Origin of the sequence: Winogradskyella costae, from assembly GCF_013403865.1 — a bacterium.
Lineage (GTDB): Bacteria > Bacteroidota > Bacteroidia > Flavobacteriales > Flavobacteriaceae > Winogradskyella > Winogradskyella costae.
Genome location: NZ_JABFDK010000002.1, coordinates 278,669 through 294,875, shown reverse-complemented (window position 1 = coordinate 294,875; position 16,207 = coordinate 278,669). Strand labels below are relative to the sequence as shown.

Sequence of the window (16,207 nt, the reverse complement as noted above, 5' to 3'; positions counted from 1 at the left end):
TTGTTTAAATCAGAACTTGTATTTCAATTTTTACGAGGTTGTACATTATGAGGTTCAATTTCGTGGGTTATTTCAATTTGTTTTTTAGCAAGAGCAAGACTGACTCCTATAGTGTATCCGTTTTTTTCCATAGTACCAATAATCAGAATTGTGTGCTCTTTATAAATTATGGATACATTGTCCAGTTTGTCAACCACTTCAATAGAGCCAGTTTTCCAATTTACCTTTATGTTTCTTTCATCTACACTACCATCTTCTCCACTACCGTGAGGTATATAGATTCTAAACTCATTAATAGTATTATTATCGTTGCGTATGGCTTGTGCATTTGCTTGTATATAATTATTTCTCTCTCCTGATGATTTAATCGTAGCATTACGAAAAGAAATATCAACTGTATGCGCTACATCACTTTCACGCCCAGTGGGTGTTTTAATTACGGTAAAAGAACCTGTCATATAATAGACTCTATTACGTGTTTCTATATCCTGCTTAATTTTAAAAATATCTAAATCTGTATCTAAATTAGAATTCAGAATTGTACTAGCATCTTTTTTATAGATGATCTCATTGCTCGCTTTTAGCGGCAATAGAGCAAAAACTAGTGTAATGAGAATTACTAAATTTTTCATGTTTTTTTGCTTTAAAATTTTGATGCTAATTTTTTTCAATTGTTATGAAGTACAATAGTTCCTCCTTCGAATGTAATGCGTGTTACACCCGCTAAATCAAACCCAATATTATCCGCTAATGTTCGAATTTGCCTTGCTATTTCTGAACGTTGATCATTAAAAGCATCTCTAAACTCTCTTTCCATAATAGGAATGACAGTCTGCTGAACAATACCTTCAAAGAGCTCACCAAAAACAGCACCATCTACGTCACCTAAATAACTAACATCTAAAACATCAAGGGTTAAACTTCCATTAAACGGAACAACGTTAAGATGCACGTCCCAACGATTATCCTCAAGTTGATAGTCGGGTGCTGCATTGTCTTCCCTAAACCTGGCACAATTTGAACACATGCCCTTTAGTTCTGGACCATCTTCCTCAAAAGTTAATATCATATGTAATTCATCACCATTAAAATTTGTAATAGCATTATTGAGACTCATATCATTCATGTAATATTTTTTATCTCTTACACCTCTTGTATATTCAGGAATATTAAAATTAAATCGATTCCCTCCGAGTTGAACAAAAGATTCATTTTCAGCAAACCAACTTATATCTCCAGCGCTGTCGCGATGCCTTCTACCATAATTATTAAGTTTTATTTCCATGCTGCCCAAATAAGAATTGACCAAGCCAGTAAACACAGTTTTAGGAATAGTAATTGCTGTTGAAGTATCAGTTTCTGGTGTATTATCCGTTATACTAAAAGCTATGACATTAAATTTTGCCGAGGAAGGCAAAGTCATTCTATCTTCATTATAAATTTTCCATTTGTTGGCACTGTACCATAGTCCTTGATTATGATTATTATAAATGCTCGTCCATAATTGCGTGGTAAAAACGAAAGCATTAGGGCTGTTGTTGGTGCTTGGATTATCTAATGTTGAGATATGACTTGTAGAGTTGTTAGAGACCGTATGTTGAAAGGCCCTAGGATGATCTACTATAACATTAAACTTAGCATTTGCAGGCATAGCTACTCTATTTTGATTGAATATCTTCCACTTTCCATTGGCATAGTACACACCTATAGGGTTATTATTATAAGGTCCACTTGTTCCCCAATTTTGAGTAACTATAAGTTTTGCATTTGGCTTATTATTGGTTGCCGAATTATTAATTGTGGTGATATGACCGCTAATTGATCCGCTTGTGGACGCATGTACAAAAGCGTTGCTATCAGCTAATGTTTGAGTCAGCACGTTAAACTTTGCTCCTACAGGCATTGCTGACCTATCTTGTGTGAAAATGATCCACTTATTATTGCTATACCATACACCAAGAGGTGCAGTTATATACGGACCACCATTGCCATAATCATGAGCAACAAATAGTAAGCTGTTCGGTTTACTGTTTGTTTTTAAATGATCTATTATGGTGTAATTGTTACTTATATTTGATGAGGTTGCGACATGCTTAAAAGTAGATGGTACGTCTTGCCCATGAGATGGTGTTAGTACTCTTATGGAAAAGACCAAAACTATTAAGGTGATTCTGTAATTGTTTACTGTTTTCATGATTATAAGGATTTAGTTGTTGATTTTTTTAATTAGGCATTATCAAAATTTCTACCCGTCTGTTTTTTGTTCTGTTTATGTCTGAATCGTTTTCTACTAAAGGCTGAGATTCTCCATAGCCTTTTTCTTGCCACCTAAATTCTGTACTGGGTATTAATTGTCTCAATGCTTGCGATACACTTTTAGCACGTGCTAAAGACAAGGCATTATTGGTTGCATCACTACCAACATCATCGGTGTGGCCTTCTACGATTACCTTTCCTTTTTTGAGCACCGTGATGCTATTAACCAATTCTTTTAAGGCTTCAATACCACTTGGTTTTAATTCGCTTTTACCAGAATCGAATAGTACTTGGCTATCTAAATTTAAACGTATAGCTGCACCAATAGCAGCAATAGCATCCACATCAGCTCCGGGAAGTGCGCTTTCTGCTTTAAGATCTTTTAACCGCACGTAGTAGAAAAGGTCTCCTTGTTTTACAAAAGGACCTATATCTACTTCAGCAGTTCCTCCATCAATCTTACCCACTTTAATCCAATCTTTACCGTCTTTTGAAATTTCGAGATCGGTTGGTTCTATTTGTCCAATTTCAAATATGTATAAGTCAGGACCATTTACATTGGTTAGAGCATTGTCTTCAAATTGTACTGTTAACGTACCTGCTAATCCTAAACTGTAAACTCCTGTTAGGTCTTCTGGAAGATAACCTTGAATCACATCTGGTTCACCAAGCACACTATTAACTTTTTGGGACAAGAGTTTCGGATGGTTAAACTTCACCACTTTATCGGCAAACGAGAGTTTTCCTAGAGGTAGATAGACCGCCGTTTTCTGAGAACTTATATAGGTTGTTCCAACATCGTCTCCAAAATATAAATCAGGGTTGAGTTGCTGAAATTTCTTCTTTGCTGCGGCTGCCTTACGAACAATCTGATTACCATATGTTTTAACTGTCTTTTTCCGATACGCTATGGCGCGTTGATATTTGGGACTGGCTTTCAATTTTCCAGAAGCAATGTCTTTTTCCGTCTTATCTAGTTCTGCTAACAATTCTGTAGCCTCTTTATCACTGTGCATTTGAGAGGAAAGTTTACGCAATGACTCCATCTTTTCCTCTTCTTCTGGACTTGACTTAATTTCGTTTTTTCGTTCTACATCATTTAATACCTGCTGTCCTTCTTTTAAATTTAACTGCGACATGATGTTGGTACCAGCTAACGAATCAATCAATTTTAATTTTTCTAAAGTGGCTTCTGGTCCAGATTCTGCTTGAACTAGAAGAATAGCTTCTTCTAGTGAAACTCCTGTAGGTGTATTTTTTGAAGTCAACTGTTCTTTAGAAATTTCACCTTTTGTAAGGGCTTCGGCTTCTTTGTTTTGTGCTTCTAGCCGCTCTTTCATAGCCTGTTGCGCAAGTACTTTAAGGCTATCCGGATTGTTGATGAGTTTTTCCATGGACTCACGAGACACTCCACTTTCTTCTAACATATCGAGTATGGTTTCGGTATCTAATTGAAAATCTGCTTCACCTTTTTTTTCTGAGGCTTCAAGCATACCCTTCCCCATATTAAACAGGTCGTTTAATTCGGAATTAGTAGCGACTTTGAAAGGATTATCAGTTGCACTTTCAGATGTCTTAGATTCTGTGCTCGTATTTGAAGGAGTACTATTACTAGTACTCGAATTTTTAGAATCAGTTGATTTGTTACCACAAGAATAGATGGCAAATACACATAGTAAAAGAAGACTTAGTTTTTTCATAGCGTTTGTTTATTTTGAGATTCTTGCAGCTTTTAGCGCTTGTATCAACTGTGCTACTTGTGCTTCATAAGTACCAGAACTAGCAAGCTGCATACTGGATGCACAATTTTTTATATTGCTGAGATCTTTTTCCATTGATACTATATAATCATCAAATCTACTATCATAGGCTTTCTTCATTTTTTTCATGGCAGGTCTTACTTTATGCAATAAGGTTGACGTCCACCCAATTCCTCCTCCACCAGGCAAACTAGACATACTATTACCCCAAGTGATGTAATCGTTCAGCACAGTCGATTTAAAAAAATAATAGTCTTGTAAATGGATATAATAGGCGTAATGGGTCGTAAAATCTTGCAAATGTTTATTCATGCAATTGAGGCATTCTTCTCGTATTTCACAATAGATTAAAATTTCATTGCCTGGATTGTTTTCAGTTTCGTCGTCATCACCATCTTCATTCTCTGCCTCCAATCTTTCAACGGCCGCTTGGAGCCTTCGTACTTGCCTTCTTAATTGTTCAAGTTCTTCGGCAGTTCGGTCAACGGGGAGTGTTCTTTGATCGCCTTCGGTATCCTCTCCTGGCATATTATCCCTAAAATCTCGATTAAAATCATCGGTAGCTTCTTGCATTTGTCTATTGACCTCTGCTGCATCTTCAGGAGACAATTCAATTGCCCCTTGATTAGGTCTTAATCTAATTAGCGCGTAAGTTTTACCTCCATCGTTTGACACATAGGCGTCTCTATCCATGGCAGGAATCAAACCAGGATCATCGTAAATTACCGGCACTTGATTAGCCACATTGTTATTGGCATAATCCAAAAAAACGTCAGATTGATTAGCCATAGGCACATTATTTGGTGCTGGACTTTGAGACATCATCAATTGTGAAAAACCGAAACAAAGCATTAATAATAGTGCGTTGCTTCTAGGCTTTTTCTTAAAAAGGAATATGCCAAACAGTAGTGCTATAATTGACAAGAGACCTATAATAATGTACAAAAGTGTATTATTTTCATCAGAACTTCCTGTTGTTGCAACCGTACTTTGTGACGTATTCTGTGTAGAATTGCCACCAAAGAGGTCTCCTTGAATACCGAGACCACGTAGATGCTTGGTATATTCTTCTTTATCATCGGTAACACGAATGATAGATTGGGTAGAAGGAAATTGCAGACCCACCCTCACGCTTATTAAATAGGGAATGCCAGCGACCTCTGAACTCACACCAAGACCCAACAAATTTTTAGTCCTGAATATTTTATCCACAAATTTCTTTCCGTTGGTAGAAATTTTAGCTTCCTCGCTATCCCAATTATTTTTATGAAATGTAAGATCTATATTATAATTTGGTGCTTTTGAAACTATCCTAACCATAACTGGTGCTTTAATACTCAGATCATTAATTACAAACCGTTGCAAAGAATCGAGGCCACCAGTTGTCCATTCGACTGCTCCTGTATAAGTACCATCATCTTGTTTATTCAATATAATTTCATGAGTTATTATTTTACCGAAATTATCTATAAGTTGCGCAAAACCTAAATAGCTAAAAGCAACAAAGACAAGTGTGATTGTAGTTTTCATAGTGGTGGTGTTTTTTTATTAATTATTTATTTCCAAATGCTTTATCGAGATCTGAGTAACCTACACCACTAAATTTCAATGATGTAAAAGATATTACCGCCATAGATTGGTCTTCTAATTTGCCTTCCTCAAAACGGATTTTCATATTTGAAACCTCAGCTGTTCCTGAAGCTGCAGTAGCATTAGATAAATCTATGCTCCCTGAAATTGCGCTATCTGGCATACGCTTCCCACCTTCATTAAGTAATTGGTACATAGCACTCATTGTACCACCTCCTTTTTCTAGAGTCTTTAGAATAGCTGTAGCTTTTTCTAACTGATAGGTGTCCGCATCGTAAAACAACTGCACACTTTCTGAGCCTTTATCAAGTTTCTTGGTAAACGTCATTATTGCTGTACGTTTTTTTGTTTTTGCATGTGTATCTACAATACCTGAAGCTTTGGTGTAAGACCAATCTTTGTCGTTAATTTTGCAAAGAAATGTGCCATTGCTAATCGTTTGACTTTTAATTGGTGTTTCTTTATTTGCGACCTTTGCAGTTACTGATTCAGTTGTTTTGTTTTGTTCTAATGAATTGGTTTCATTGCTTTCTTTACATGATATTAGAGTGATAATAAAGACTATTAATAATGTGTATAGTTTCATAGTGCTGATTTTTATTGGTTATTGGTTTCTATTTTTTCTACTCTTGAAATAAGATTATTAACCATATTTTCCAGAGTTGAATTATCTGTTGACAATGTTTCTATTTTAGAGTTTTGTGTGTTTATAACACCTTGTTGCTCTTGCAAAGCTTTAATGAGTATTGGAATCAACTCTGTATAAGACAGCGTAATTAAATCTGATTCTTCAACATAAGTGGTGATACTTGGGAAAATCTCCTGTACTTCTTGAGAGATTAAACCTAAGTTACGCTTGGTATCTGTTTGGTCCTTCATTAAGTAACTTACAGGATTGAGTTGCATCACTTTACTGAGTGTGCCGTTTTCAATGGCTGTGATATCTTTTTTGGTACTTCTATCAGAAATAGATGAATAATTACCTGTAAATTCACTAAAAAAACCACGATAGTTTCCATTTCTATACATGGATAAGCCTCCATTAGGTCGCGTTTCTAGTCGCCATAAAGATGTAGCGTCTGTTGCGTTTTCGATTGTAAATGGTCCACCAGCAATCACGTTACCATTTTTTAAAACGGTTAAAGCATTACTAGTCGTAAATCCTCCTTCCGCAGATCCATTACCAATCATGAAAAGCGCATCGGGCACATCTACATTTAACCAACCTATTGCTACTGAATTTTCTGATGAAGCAAAAGTGTTCTTACCTAGCGCAGTAGAATTATCACCTGATGCACTTGTACCAAAACCCATTGCAGTCGAATTATCTCCTGAAGCACCCGTTTGATTCCCCATTGCTATAGAATACTCACCTGTAGCGCCATTAGTTGCACTATTTGGTGATTGACTTAAATCGACAGCACCATTTCCTACTGAGCCATAGTTATCTGGATTTTGACCTATTAATCGCCAACCTATGCCACTTCCTTCATCAATCGCCTCTAATCCAAATGGTTCTACAATTGTCGGTTGATTAATTAAATCGTTATAATCTCCACTAAAAACATTATCGGCATGAGTTGCCATTGGGACTTTTTTGAAATTAGATTCACCAAAATCTACAAATGTGCCATCTCTTTCTATATCTATTTCTGTGTTAAGTGTAATGTTAGGAAGCCAAAAGTTGTCAGGAAAACTTCCTGTTATAATCTCACCTTCACCTATGGTAACAATTGCAATACCATTACTATCTGTCGTGGTTAAATGAAGTTCTTGATATGAAGCAATAAAAACAGGTCCTTCGAGCGTTTGAATTGTGAATCGTATATCAATTTCTTGATTGCTTAAAACGTTCCCGTTTGTATCTTTTATTAGTGCTTTATAATTAAAACCCGTTTGCGCATAACTTGAAATTGACATCAAACAAATAGCAAGCACTGCAAATAGTACCTTTCTCATTTTTAGATATTTTCTTTGGAAGTTGAGAATCTGTGATTTCATAATACTATTTTTTAAACGTGGTTGTTTTTATAACTTTGTTTTTATGCGTTATTTTTAAGGTATATGTACCTTTTTCTAAATGGTTAACATTGAGGTAAATTTGATACTCAGGGAAGTGATCTATTTCACCTTTAATACTGTTTGCTTTTTTAACCATTAGAACGATATTACTACTGCAGGGAAGAAGTATGTAGTAAATGTAGATTGTAAGATGTGAGAAGGATATCACTTATGTAACAATTGCTATGACTATTGTAACATGCTAGTAATACCAAGGATCACGAGAGGTTTTAAAGTGAATTTTTTTAGGATTTGTTTGATAAAAGAATTAAGATCGCTTACTTAGACAAGCTCGGAACGAGTCGCTTTTATCCCAATAGCTATTGAGAAAGAACCAAGTCTAAATCATGGAAATGAATACTGTAATTTTATGAAATGAAAAGTTAGGACTTCAAATGGATTAAGGTGACGTTAGAATTAACTACGTTTTGCAAACTCAGATGGTGTGCAGTTATAAGTTTCTTTAAAGCATTTTGTAAAATAAGAATGGTCATTAAAACCTACAGAATAGCCTACTTGAGATACATTAATCTCAGACGTCTTTAATAATTTGGCCGCAAGTTTTAGACGTTGCGAACGAATAAATTCGGAGGCTGTAAGTCCGGTTAAAGCTTTTAATTTTCTATGTAGCTGCATGCGGCTCATTCCAACGCCATCTGAAAAATCTGTAACATTAAATGATGGTTCAATAAGGTGCTTCTCTAAAACAGTTTCTACTTTTTTAAGAAATTTTTCATCTAGATTGGTAATGGCAATGTCTTTAGGTAATAACACCAATTCTTGGCTATAGCGTAATTGTAATTGTCGTCTAGATTCAATTAATTTTTCAACCTTAAGTACTAATAATTTTTTATTAAATGGTTTGGTAATATAATCATCTGCACCACTATCTATGCCTTTAAATTTACTTTCGACTCCTGCTTTAGCTGTGAGTAATATAATAGGAATGTGGGCTGTCCGTTCATCATTTTTTAAATCTTCAGTTAGTGAAACACCATCTTTTTCTGGCATCATAACATCAGAAATAATAAGATCTGGTATCTGCTCTAAAGCTAAATCTACTCCGATTTTTCCATTTGAAGCCCATATAATATTGTAGTCTTCTTCAAAAATTTGAATCAGTAAATGTCTTAAGTCATCATTATCTTCAACAATTAATAAGATAGGCAAGTCACTATCCATAATAGCGTCTTTATCTTCATTTGTTGGATTGAGGTAAACTGGTATTTCTGTTTCAACCTTGGCATTAGACGCTACTATAATAACATTATTTTTAAAGCTTTTTCTATCTACAGAAAGACGAACTTCAAAGGACGTTTCTTTATCTACTTCACTCTTAACTTCAATTTTACCATGGTGCAAGGCTACAAGTTCTTTTACCAAAGCTAAACCGATTCCGGAACCATGATTTTGTGCATTGGTTTGGTAAAAACGTTCAAAAATATTGTTGAGTTCAAAAGGTGTTAGACCTCTACCTGAATTGGTAACATTCAGTAATAGATCATGATTTTCAATATAAGCTTTACATAAAATTGTACCGTTAGTAGTTGTATATTTTAAAGCATTAGACAATAAATTAATGGTTATTTTTTCTATGACGTCTTTATCAAACCAAACAGCTTCTTCAGCTTGTGCGATAGCAATTGTATATGTTATATTCTTTTGTTTAGCAGCATAAGAAAAGGATTCACTTAAACCCGAAATAAACTGAAGTACATTACCGCGTTGTAATTGTAATTTTAAATGGCCTTCATCAATTTTTGATAGATCCAATAATTGATTGACAAGTTCTAAAAGACGTTCAGAATTTTGTTTTGCCACTGTAAATTGTTGACGTTTTTTGTCTGAAATTGTTTCATCAGACAATATATCCTCTATAGGATTAGATATTAAGGTTAACGGTGTACGAAACTCATGTGAAATATTGGTAAAGAAGTTTGATTTTAAAACATCTAACTCTTTTAATTTAGTATTTGTTTGTTGACGATTTCGATAGAGAAAAAACAGAAACAAACCCGCAATAGAAAGGACACTCATACCTCCCAAAAACATATTTTTTTGATTCTTATTGTGTTGTTCTTCAATCTCTTTTTGAGATTTTAACAGGGCTATTTCTTGTTCCTTCTTTTCCGTCTGATATTTGGTTTCAAGCTCAGACACATTTTCTTTATTAAACGCAGTCTGAATTTTAATAAGATAATTCCTAGCCTTTTCTGAAGCTTCAAAAGCTTTTTTGTAGTCGCCATGATTAGAATAAACACTAGCCAGAATTTCTTGTATCTTATATAGATGTTCTTCACGAATAAAATAAGCGCTCTCCATTAATGCCTGAGAGGTGTTTAGGTGAATTAATGCTAGTTTGGGATCGTTGTTATTATTATAAAACTCTGCAATTTTATAATTAGATATGGCTTGCATTAATGTATCTGTAGTTTTAAAAATAGCTACTAACTCCTTCTTATAATAGTGTAAGGCCGAATCGTTTTGATTTTCTCTATCATATAGATTTGCTAGTCCATTATAGATTAAAGATTTTCTAAGTGGGTTATCCGTAAATTTAGAATCGACATATCCTGTATTTAAAAGTGCCTTTTGATAATTAGCAATGGCCTTTTTAGGTTCTTTTCGTTGAACATGGATATAGGCCTTTTTTTCATACAGAATAGCAGCTGGGACATTAAGATAATACGCATTATAGAATTTAAGACTGTCCTTGCTAATCTTCAAACCCTCATTAACCAGATGAAGTCCGTCTTTGATATTTTTATTCATCTGAGCAAAAAAACTAGTATCATTTGCAGTTCGCGAATCATATAGGATATTAATAATATTCACTTTATTCATAGCTGCCAAAAAGATGTCATCATTTCTCTTTTCTAAAAGTGAGTCTAATTTTAGAAAATGAACTAGCGCGCGTTCATCTTTAGTTCTATGATAAAACAGGCTGCCTCTTACATTATAGATACCCTCTAAATATTTCCATTGTTTGTGCTTTATAGCAATGGGTTCCGATTCTGATAAAAACACCAATGCTTTGTCTAAATCGGGTTCATAGTAGCTCAAGGTACCTACGATTTGTAATTGTAAAGTATCGGCTTGAAGTTGTTTCGCTAAAGTATAACTCATTTTAGCGTAATGATAAGAACTATCAATTTGACCTTCTTCAGAAAACGTTTTGGAAGTCCTTATGTATTTTTTTAAAGCATCTATTTTCTTTTCACTCTGCCCAACACAGAGCAATGGCATTATGAAGAAAATTACAATGTACTTTAAGTTCATAATTATCAATTGGTATTAAATATAAGTCAATATTCTCAATATCAATCTATCAGCAATATTTTTTTAAACTAGGAATGTTTATTAGCATAATCTGTAGGACTGCAATCGTAAACTTCTTTAAAGCACTTTGCAAAATAAGAATGGTCATTAAAACCCACAGAATACCCAACTTGTGACATATTAATATCAGAAGTTTTTAAAAATTCCGTAGCTAATTTTAGTCGTTGCGAACGAATAAACTCCGATGCCGAAAGACCCGTTAAGGCTTTTATTTTACGATGTAGTTGCATACGACTCATACCAACGGCATCTGAAAACTCTGTGACATTAAAAGACGGATCAACAAGACTTTTATCTAAAGTAACTTGTACTTTTTCAAGAAACTTTTCGTCTAAATTGGTAATGGCAATGTCTTTTGGTAGTAATATTAATTCTTGACTGTAACGTAATTGCAATTGCCGCCTAGATTCAATTAGTTTTTCAACTTTAAGGGCTAGTAATTTCTTATCAAAAGGTTTGGTGATATAATCGTCAGCACCAATACCAATACCTTTATATTGACTTTCGGCTTCTGCTTTTGCCGTCAATAGTATAATTGGAATATGTGCAGAACGCTCATCGGTTTTTAAGTCTTCAGTTAATGTGATCCCATCTTTTTCTGGCATCATAATATCCGAAATAATAAGGTCTGGAATATGTTCTAAAGCTAACTCGACACCTATTTTTCCGTTAGGAGCTGTAATAACGTTGTAATTATTTTCAAAGGATTGTTTTAGTAAATTACGTAGGTCGTCATTGTCTTCTACAATTAATAAAATGGGTAAATCACTATCTTCAAATTCGTCATCTTCTTCAATGGAAGGACTAATGTACGACGGTATGGTGTTTTCAACTTCATTATTTGATGTCACTAATATTATATCTTTTTTAAAGCTGTTTTTATCAATTGAGATACTAAGACTAAAGGAGGTTTCTTCATTTGGAATACTTTGTACATTAATGGTTCCATTATGTAACTCAACCAATTCTTTAACTAAAGATAATCCGATTCCTGAACCTTGATTTTGTTCGTTGGTTTGATAAAAACGCTCAAAAATATTTTTTAATTCGTATGGTGTTAACCCTTTTCCAGAGTTCTTAATCGTTAGGAATAATCTATTATTTTCCACATAGGCCTTACAAGAAACGGTTCCATTCTCTGGTGCGTATTTTAAAGCATTAGACAACAAATTAATGGTTATTTTCTCAACTGCATCTTTATCATACCATACTGCTTCTAGGCTATGTTCTACATCAATTTTATACTCAATATTTTTCTGTTTTGCATAATAAGAAAAAGATTCACTTAAAGCCGAAATAAGTTGCAATACATTACCCATTTGAATATGTAACTTTAAATGGCCTTCATCGATTTTTGATAAATCTAATAATTGATTGACCAGTTCTAAAAGACGTTCTGAATTTTGCTTGGCAACCCTAAACTGGTTACGTTTTTTATCTGATATCGTTTCGTCAGAAATCATATCGTCAATAGGAATCGCTATTAATGTTAACGGAGTACGAAACTCATGCGAAATATTAGTAAAGAAATTAGATTTGAGTGCATCGATTTCTTTTAATTTGATATTGGTTTTTTTACGATTACAATAGAGCACATAAAGAAATAATCCTGCAATAGAAACAATACCTAGTCCACTTAAAAGTAAATTTCTTTGATTCTTATTTTGTTGTTCTTCTGTTTCGTTTTGAGATTTTAATAAGGTAATTTCTTGTTCTTTTTTTTCAGTTTGATATTTGGTATCAATTTCTCTAATAGAGGCAAGCGTATGAATATTATTTAATGAATCTTTAAGGTTATAAGTCCGTTCTAAAGTCTCGTAAGCTTTTGTATAATCCTTATTTAAGGCATACGCTTCAGAGAGACTTTTTGACGTTTCTTGTTGTAATAACGTATTGTCGTCATCATTATAATTTAACAGTAATTGATTAAAGTAATAAATAGCCTGTTCTGGCTCATTTTTCCTAATGTAGAGTTTACCAAGTTCATGAGCAGCAAGAGCTGTTTCATAGCTATAAAGTTTATCTTTATGTAACTGAAAACCTTCTTTTAAATACTGTTCTGCTTGGTCTAAATCATCTTGTTTTAATCGAATTAATCCCAAATACGTGCTAATTCGAGCCACAGAACCTTCTTCTTTTATCTGTTTAAAATACGTATAAGTCTTTTGTAATAAACTATCTGCCAATTCTAGGTTTCCTTTGTGATAATAAGCCGATCCCAAATGTAGATCTGTGGTGTTTAGATAAAAGATTACATCTGCAGGAATCTTTTTAAATTCATCATTGGCTTTATTAAAATATTTAATAGCAGTATCGTAGTCTTTTAATTCTTCATATATCCTTCCTAAACTTTGATACGTCGCTGCAATGATATCTGGTCGCTGTGGAGTTTCACTATGAATAGAGTCGGCTTTTAAATAATAATGAATGGCCATTTTCATATTATTCTGCCTACTATAAACATTCCCAAAGGCAGTATATGTATCTGTAATAATTGGTAAATCATTCATTTCTATGGCAACCTCTAAACATTCTGAACAGGCATTTATAGCATTTTCTGTTTGTCCTAAAAAATAATAAATACGGCATAAGCCATTCTGAGATAGCGTAATTCCACGAAGGTATTTATATGTTTTAGCCAATTTTGACGCTTCTTCAAAATAGAAAACAGCGGAATCTAACTGCTGAATTCTTCTGAAATAATTGGCTTTAAAATAAGAGGCTTCAACAATTCCGGTAGTATAATTTCTCTCTAAACTAAACTGCTTTATTTTTGATATATATAGTAAGGAACTATCTGGATTCGGATTAATGTACTTGGCAAATTGCTGTTTTAAATTGATGTAGCTAATAGAGTCTCTTTCTGATAGCGCATTAACCATAAGGTCTTTTTGCGCAAAAGAATAATGACTAAATAAGAACACTAAAAGGAATCTGAGATATTTCATACTTTTAAAAAACTTAGTATTTAAATATCTACAATGATATGGAAATTAAGCAATTACCATTACAACTATTGTAACATAAACTGTTACATGTATTATAAAAGCATCATAATTTTCAATAATTAACTACACAACTCTTATTGCACTGCTTTTGTGGATGACTATTTTTAATCTAAAAAAATAGATGTTTGGGTGTAAGAAAATCTAAAGTTAGAGTTTCTCACATAGAAATAGAAATGAAATAAAATATGTTTAAATTTAAATATGCGCTTTTATAAGTGTTGCCATCATTTCAGCACGTTTTTTAACTTCATCTTCCGTCCAAGACAATTTAATTAAACACGATATATTACGAGCAATATAATGATCTGATTGTTCAAAGGTTTTTGTTTGAAGATATTCTAAACCTTCTCTGACTTCTTTTGAAATTGGAAATAAAGATTTCTGATCTTTTAAATGATTCCATTCTTTAATGTAGTGCCAATTGTTTTGGTAGTAATTCCAACATGCATCTACTCCACCTACTTTAAAAGCTTCAATCACTTTTTGTGAAGATTCAGCATCTGGTAAAAAGAAGTTCAAGAATGCATAACTTTCTTCTCCTCCATCAGGAACAGTTCTAAATGTTACACCTGGTATATCTGCTAATGCATTTCTTAAAATGGTATAATTACGTTTTTGAATGGCTATAAACTCTGGTAGACGTCTAACTTGTGCTAAGCCAACAGCCGCATGTAATTCTGAAATTCTAAAATTATAACCTAAAAACGGATGCGTTTCTGCACCTCTATCGTTTCCGATATGATCGTGACCATGATCGCTATAATGGTCAGCATTTATATAGTACTCTTTATTATTTGTAACTACGGCTCCACCTTCACCACAAGTAATTGTCTTTACAAAATCGAATGAAAAACAACCTAGGTCAGCAATGCTTCCCAAAGGTTTTCCTTTATAGCTTCCACCAATGGCTTGGCAGGCATCTTCTATAAACAATAAATTATGCGCATTACAAATGTCTTGCAAAGCATCCATATTACCCATACTTCCGCACATTTGTACGACCATAACGGCTTTTGTCTTTGGAGTTATTGCTGCTTCTACAGCTTTAGGATCTAATGTTAAGGTATCATCGATATCAACCAAAATAGGAATAGCTCCCAACATAATAATAGCCTCAAAACTTGCTACAAAGGTAAACGTTGGCATAATCACTTCATCTCCTGCCCCAACTCCTGCAGAGGCTAAGGCTACGGACACTGCCGCTGTTCCGCTAGAAACGAGTTGAACGTGCTTAGATTGAAACGTGGTTGCCAATTCGGCTTCCAATTCTTTAGCTTTCCAATGGCCTTTTCGCATGCCATCAAAACCATAGCGCATTAATACTCCGTTATCTAAAACATCATTAACTTCTTTGCGTTCTAAATCGCTAAATAACTCGAATCCTGGCATAGTGAATTTTGATTTTTATTATGTTTTTTCAGTCGAAAAACAAAGATATCATTTTACATATTTCTTACAGTGAAAACTATTATAATTCTAGAACAGTTTTTGAAATAGGTTGTCTTACTTTTTTAAAATCGGCAAACATATCGTCATCAGCTCTATACCCAACAGGCAGCAATAATACAGAGTTTAAACCGTGTTTTTCCAATTCTAATTTTTTATCTAATGCTTTAGGTATAAAACCTTCCATCGGACAACTATCGATACCTTCAACTGCACAAACCGTTATTAAATTACCTAAAGCAATATAAGCTTGCTGTGTTGCCCAACCTACCCTTTTGTCGGTTTGCATACCTTCAATTGTAGATTTCATTTGTTCTTTAAAAGGTTCAAGAATAGCATCTGGTGTGTTGCGTATCGCTTTTATCGTTTCAAAATGATTATTAACATCCTTACTGTCAATTTCAGTTTGAATACATAAGACCAATAAATGAGAAGCGTCTACAACTTGACGTTGGCCATAAGCAACTTCAACTAACCGTTCCCGTGCTATTTTATCTTCAACAATGACTAACTTTAAAGTTTGTAAACCATATGACAACGCCGTTAAATTGAAAGCTTCCTTTAGCGTATCTAACTTTTCCTTTGAAAGTGTTTTAGTAGCATCAAATTTTTTGGTTGCGTACCTCCATTTCAATTGTTCTATGATGGACATTTATTCTTATTTTTTTCAAAAATACATAATATATCTCTGGATTAATGTGTTGAAACAACAACTCCTCTTTTAAAATAAAAAAGCTGAATATCCCT

At 33.8% G+C, this 16,207-nt stretch carries 10 protein-coding genes; all 10 read right to left on the bottom strand.

The features are described 5' to 3' along the window. Nucleotides 1-23 precede the first annotated feature (23 nt). Nucleotides 24-632, bottom strand: coding sequence for a hypothetical protein (locus tag HM986_RS08440; RefSeq protein ID WP_179334643.1), 609 nt, complete (start codon nt 630-632; stop codon nt 24-26). A gap of 35 nt (nt 633-667) precedes the next feature. Then, complete coding sequence (locus HM986_RS08435; RefSeq protein ID WP_179334642.1) at nt 668-2,194, bottom strand: DUF7452 domain-containing protein; 1,527 nt, start codon at nt 2,192-2,194, stop codon at nt 668-670. Nucleotides 2,195-2,222: 28 nt separating this feature from the next. Beyond that, entirely contained in the window at nt 2,223-3,956 is a 1,734-nt protein-coding gene (locus HM986_RS08430) for an OmpA family protein (protein ID WP_179334641.1), read from the bottom strand. A gap of 9 nt (nt 3,957-3,965) precedes the next feature. After that, nucleotides 3,966-5,546: a GumC domain-containing protein gene (locus HM986_RS08425; protein ID WP_179334640.1), complete on the bottom strand. Its 1,581-nt coding sequence runs from the start codon at nt 5,544-5,546 to the stop codon at nt 3,966-3,968. Between the two features lie 22 nt (nt 5,547-5,568). Next, the gene (locus tag HM986_RS08420) at nt 5,569-6,192 is read right to left on the bottom strand and encodes a hypothetical protein (protein WP_179334639.1); all 624 of its coding nucleotides are present in this window, start codon (nt 6,190-6,192) and stop codon (nt 5,569-5,571) included. An 11-nt stretch (nt 6,193-6,203) separates the two neighbouring features. Then, on the bottom strand, nt 6,204-7,565 hold the full coding sequence (locus HM986_RS08415) for a tail fiber domain-containing protein (RefSeq protein ID WP_218841418.1): 1,362 nt from the start codon (nt 7,563-7,565) through the stop codon (nt 6,204-6,206). 519 nt (nt 7,566-8,084) lie between these two features. Continuing rightward, nucleotides 8,085-10,946, bottom strand: a complete 2,862-nt coding sequence (locus HM986_RS08410) for a response regulator (protein WP_179334637.1) — start codon at nt 10,944-10,946, stop codon at nt 8,085-8,087. 68 nt (nt 10,947-11,014) lie between these two features. After that, nucleotides 11,015-13,954 (bottom strand): tetratricopeptide repeat protein, encoded by a 2,940-nt coding sequence (locus HM986_RS08405; RefSeq protein ID WP_179334636.1) that lies wholly within the window; start codon nt 13,952-13,954, stop codon nt 11,015-11,017. Between the two features lie 255 nt (nt 13,955-14,209). After that, nucleotides 14,210-15,403 (bottom strand): DegT/DnrJ/EryC1/StrS family aminotransferase, encoded by a 1,194-nt coding sequence (locus HM986_RS08400; RefSeq protein ID WP_179334635.1) that lies wholly within the window; start codon nt 15,401-15,403, stop codon nt 14,210-14,212. Nucleotides 15,404-15,482: 79 nt separating this feature from the next. Continuing rightward, the gene (locus HM986_RS08395) at nt 15,483-16,112 is read right to left on the bottom strand and encodes an NAD(P)H-dependent oxidoreductase (RefSeq protein WP_179334634.1); all 630 of its coding nucleotides are present in this window, start codon (nt 16,110-16,112) and stop codon (nt 15,483-15,485) included. Between the last annotated feature and the right edge of the window lie 95 nt (nt 16,113-16,207).

Bases quoted from the DNA above. Each gene is read 5' to 3' on its own strand.
- HM986_RS08430 (WP_179334641.1), bottom strand. From the start codon at position 3,956: ATGAAAAAACTAAGTCTTCTTTTACTATGTGTATTTGCCATCTATTCT.
- HM986_RS08395 (WP_179334634.1), bottom strand. From the start codon at position 16,112: ATGTCCATCATAGAACAATTGAAATGGAGGTACGCAACCAAAAAATTT.
- HM986_RS08435 (WP_179334642.1), bottom strand. From the start codon at position 2,194: ATGAAAACAGTAAACAATTACAGAATCACCTTAATAGTTTTGGTCTTT.
- HM986_RS08440 (WP_179334643.1), bottom strand. From the start codon at position 632: ATGAAAAATTTAGTAATTCTCATTACACTAGTTTTTGCTCTATTGCCG.
- HM986_RS08410 (WP_179334637.1), bottom strand. From the start codon at position 10,946: ATGAACTTAAAGTACATTGTAATTTTCTTCATAATGCCATTGCTCTGT.
- HM986_RS08400 (WP_179334635.1), bottom strand. From the start codon at position 15,403: ATGCCAGGATTCGAGTTATTTAGCGATTTAGAACGCAAAGAAGTTAAT.
- HM986_RS08425 (WP_179334640.1), bottom strand. From the start codon at position 5,546: ATGAAAACTACAATCACACTTGTCTTTGTTGCTTTTAGCTATTTAGGT.
- HM986_RS08405 (WP_179334636.1), bottom strand. From the start codon at position 13,954: ATGAAATATCTCAGATTCCTTTTAGTGTTCTTATTTAGTCATTATTCT.
- HM986_RS08420 (WP_179334639.1), bottom strand. From the start codon at position 6,192: ATGAAACTATACACATTATTAATAGTCTTTATTATCACTCTAATATCA.
- HM986_RS08415 (WP_218841418.1), bottom strand. From the start codon at position 7,565: ATGAGAAAGGTACTATTTGCAGTGCTTGCTATTTGTTTGATGTCAATT.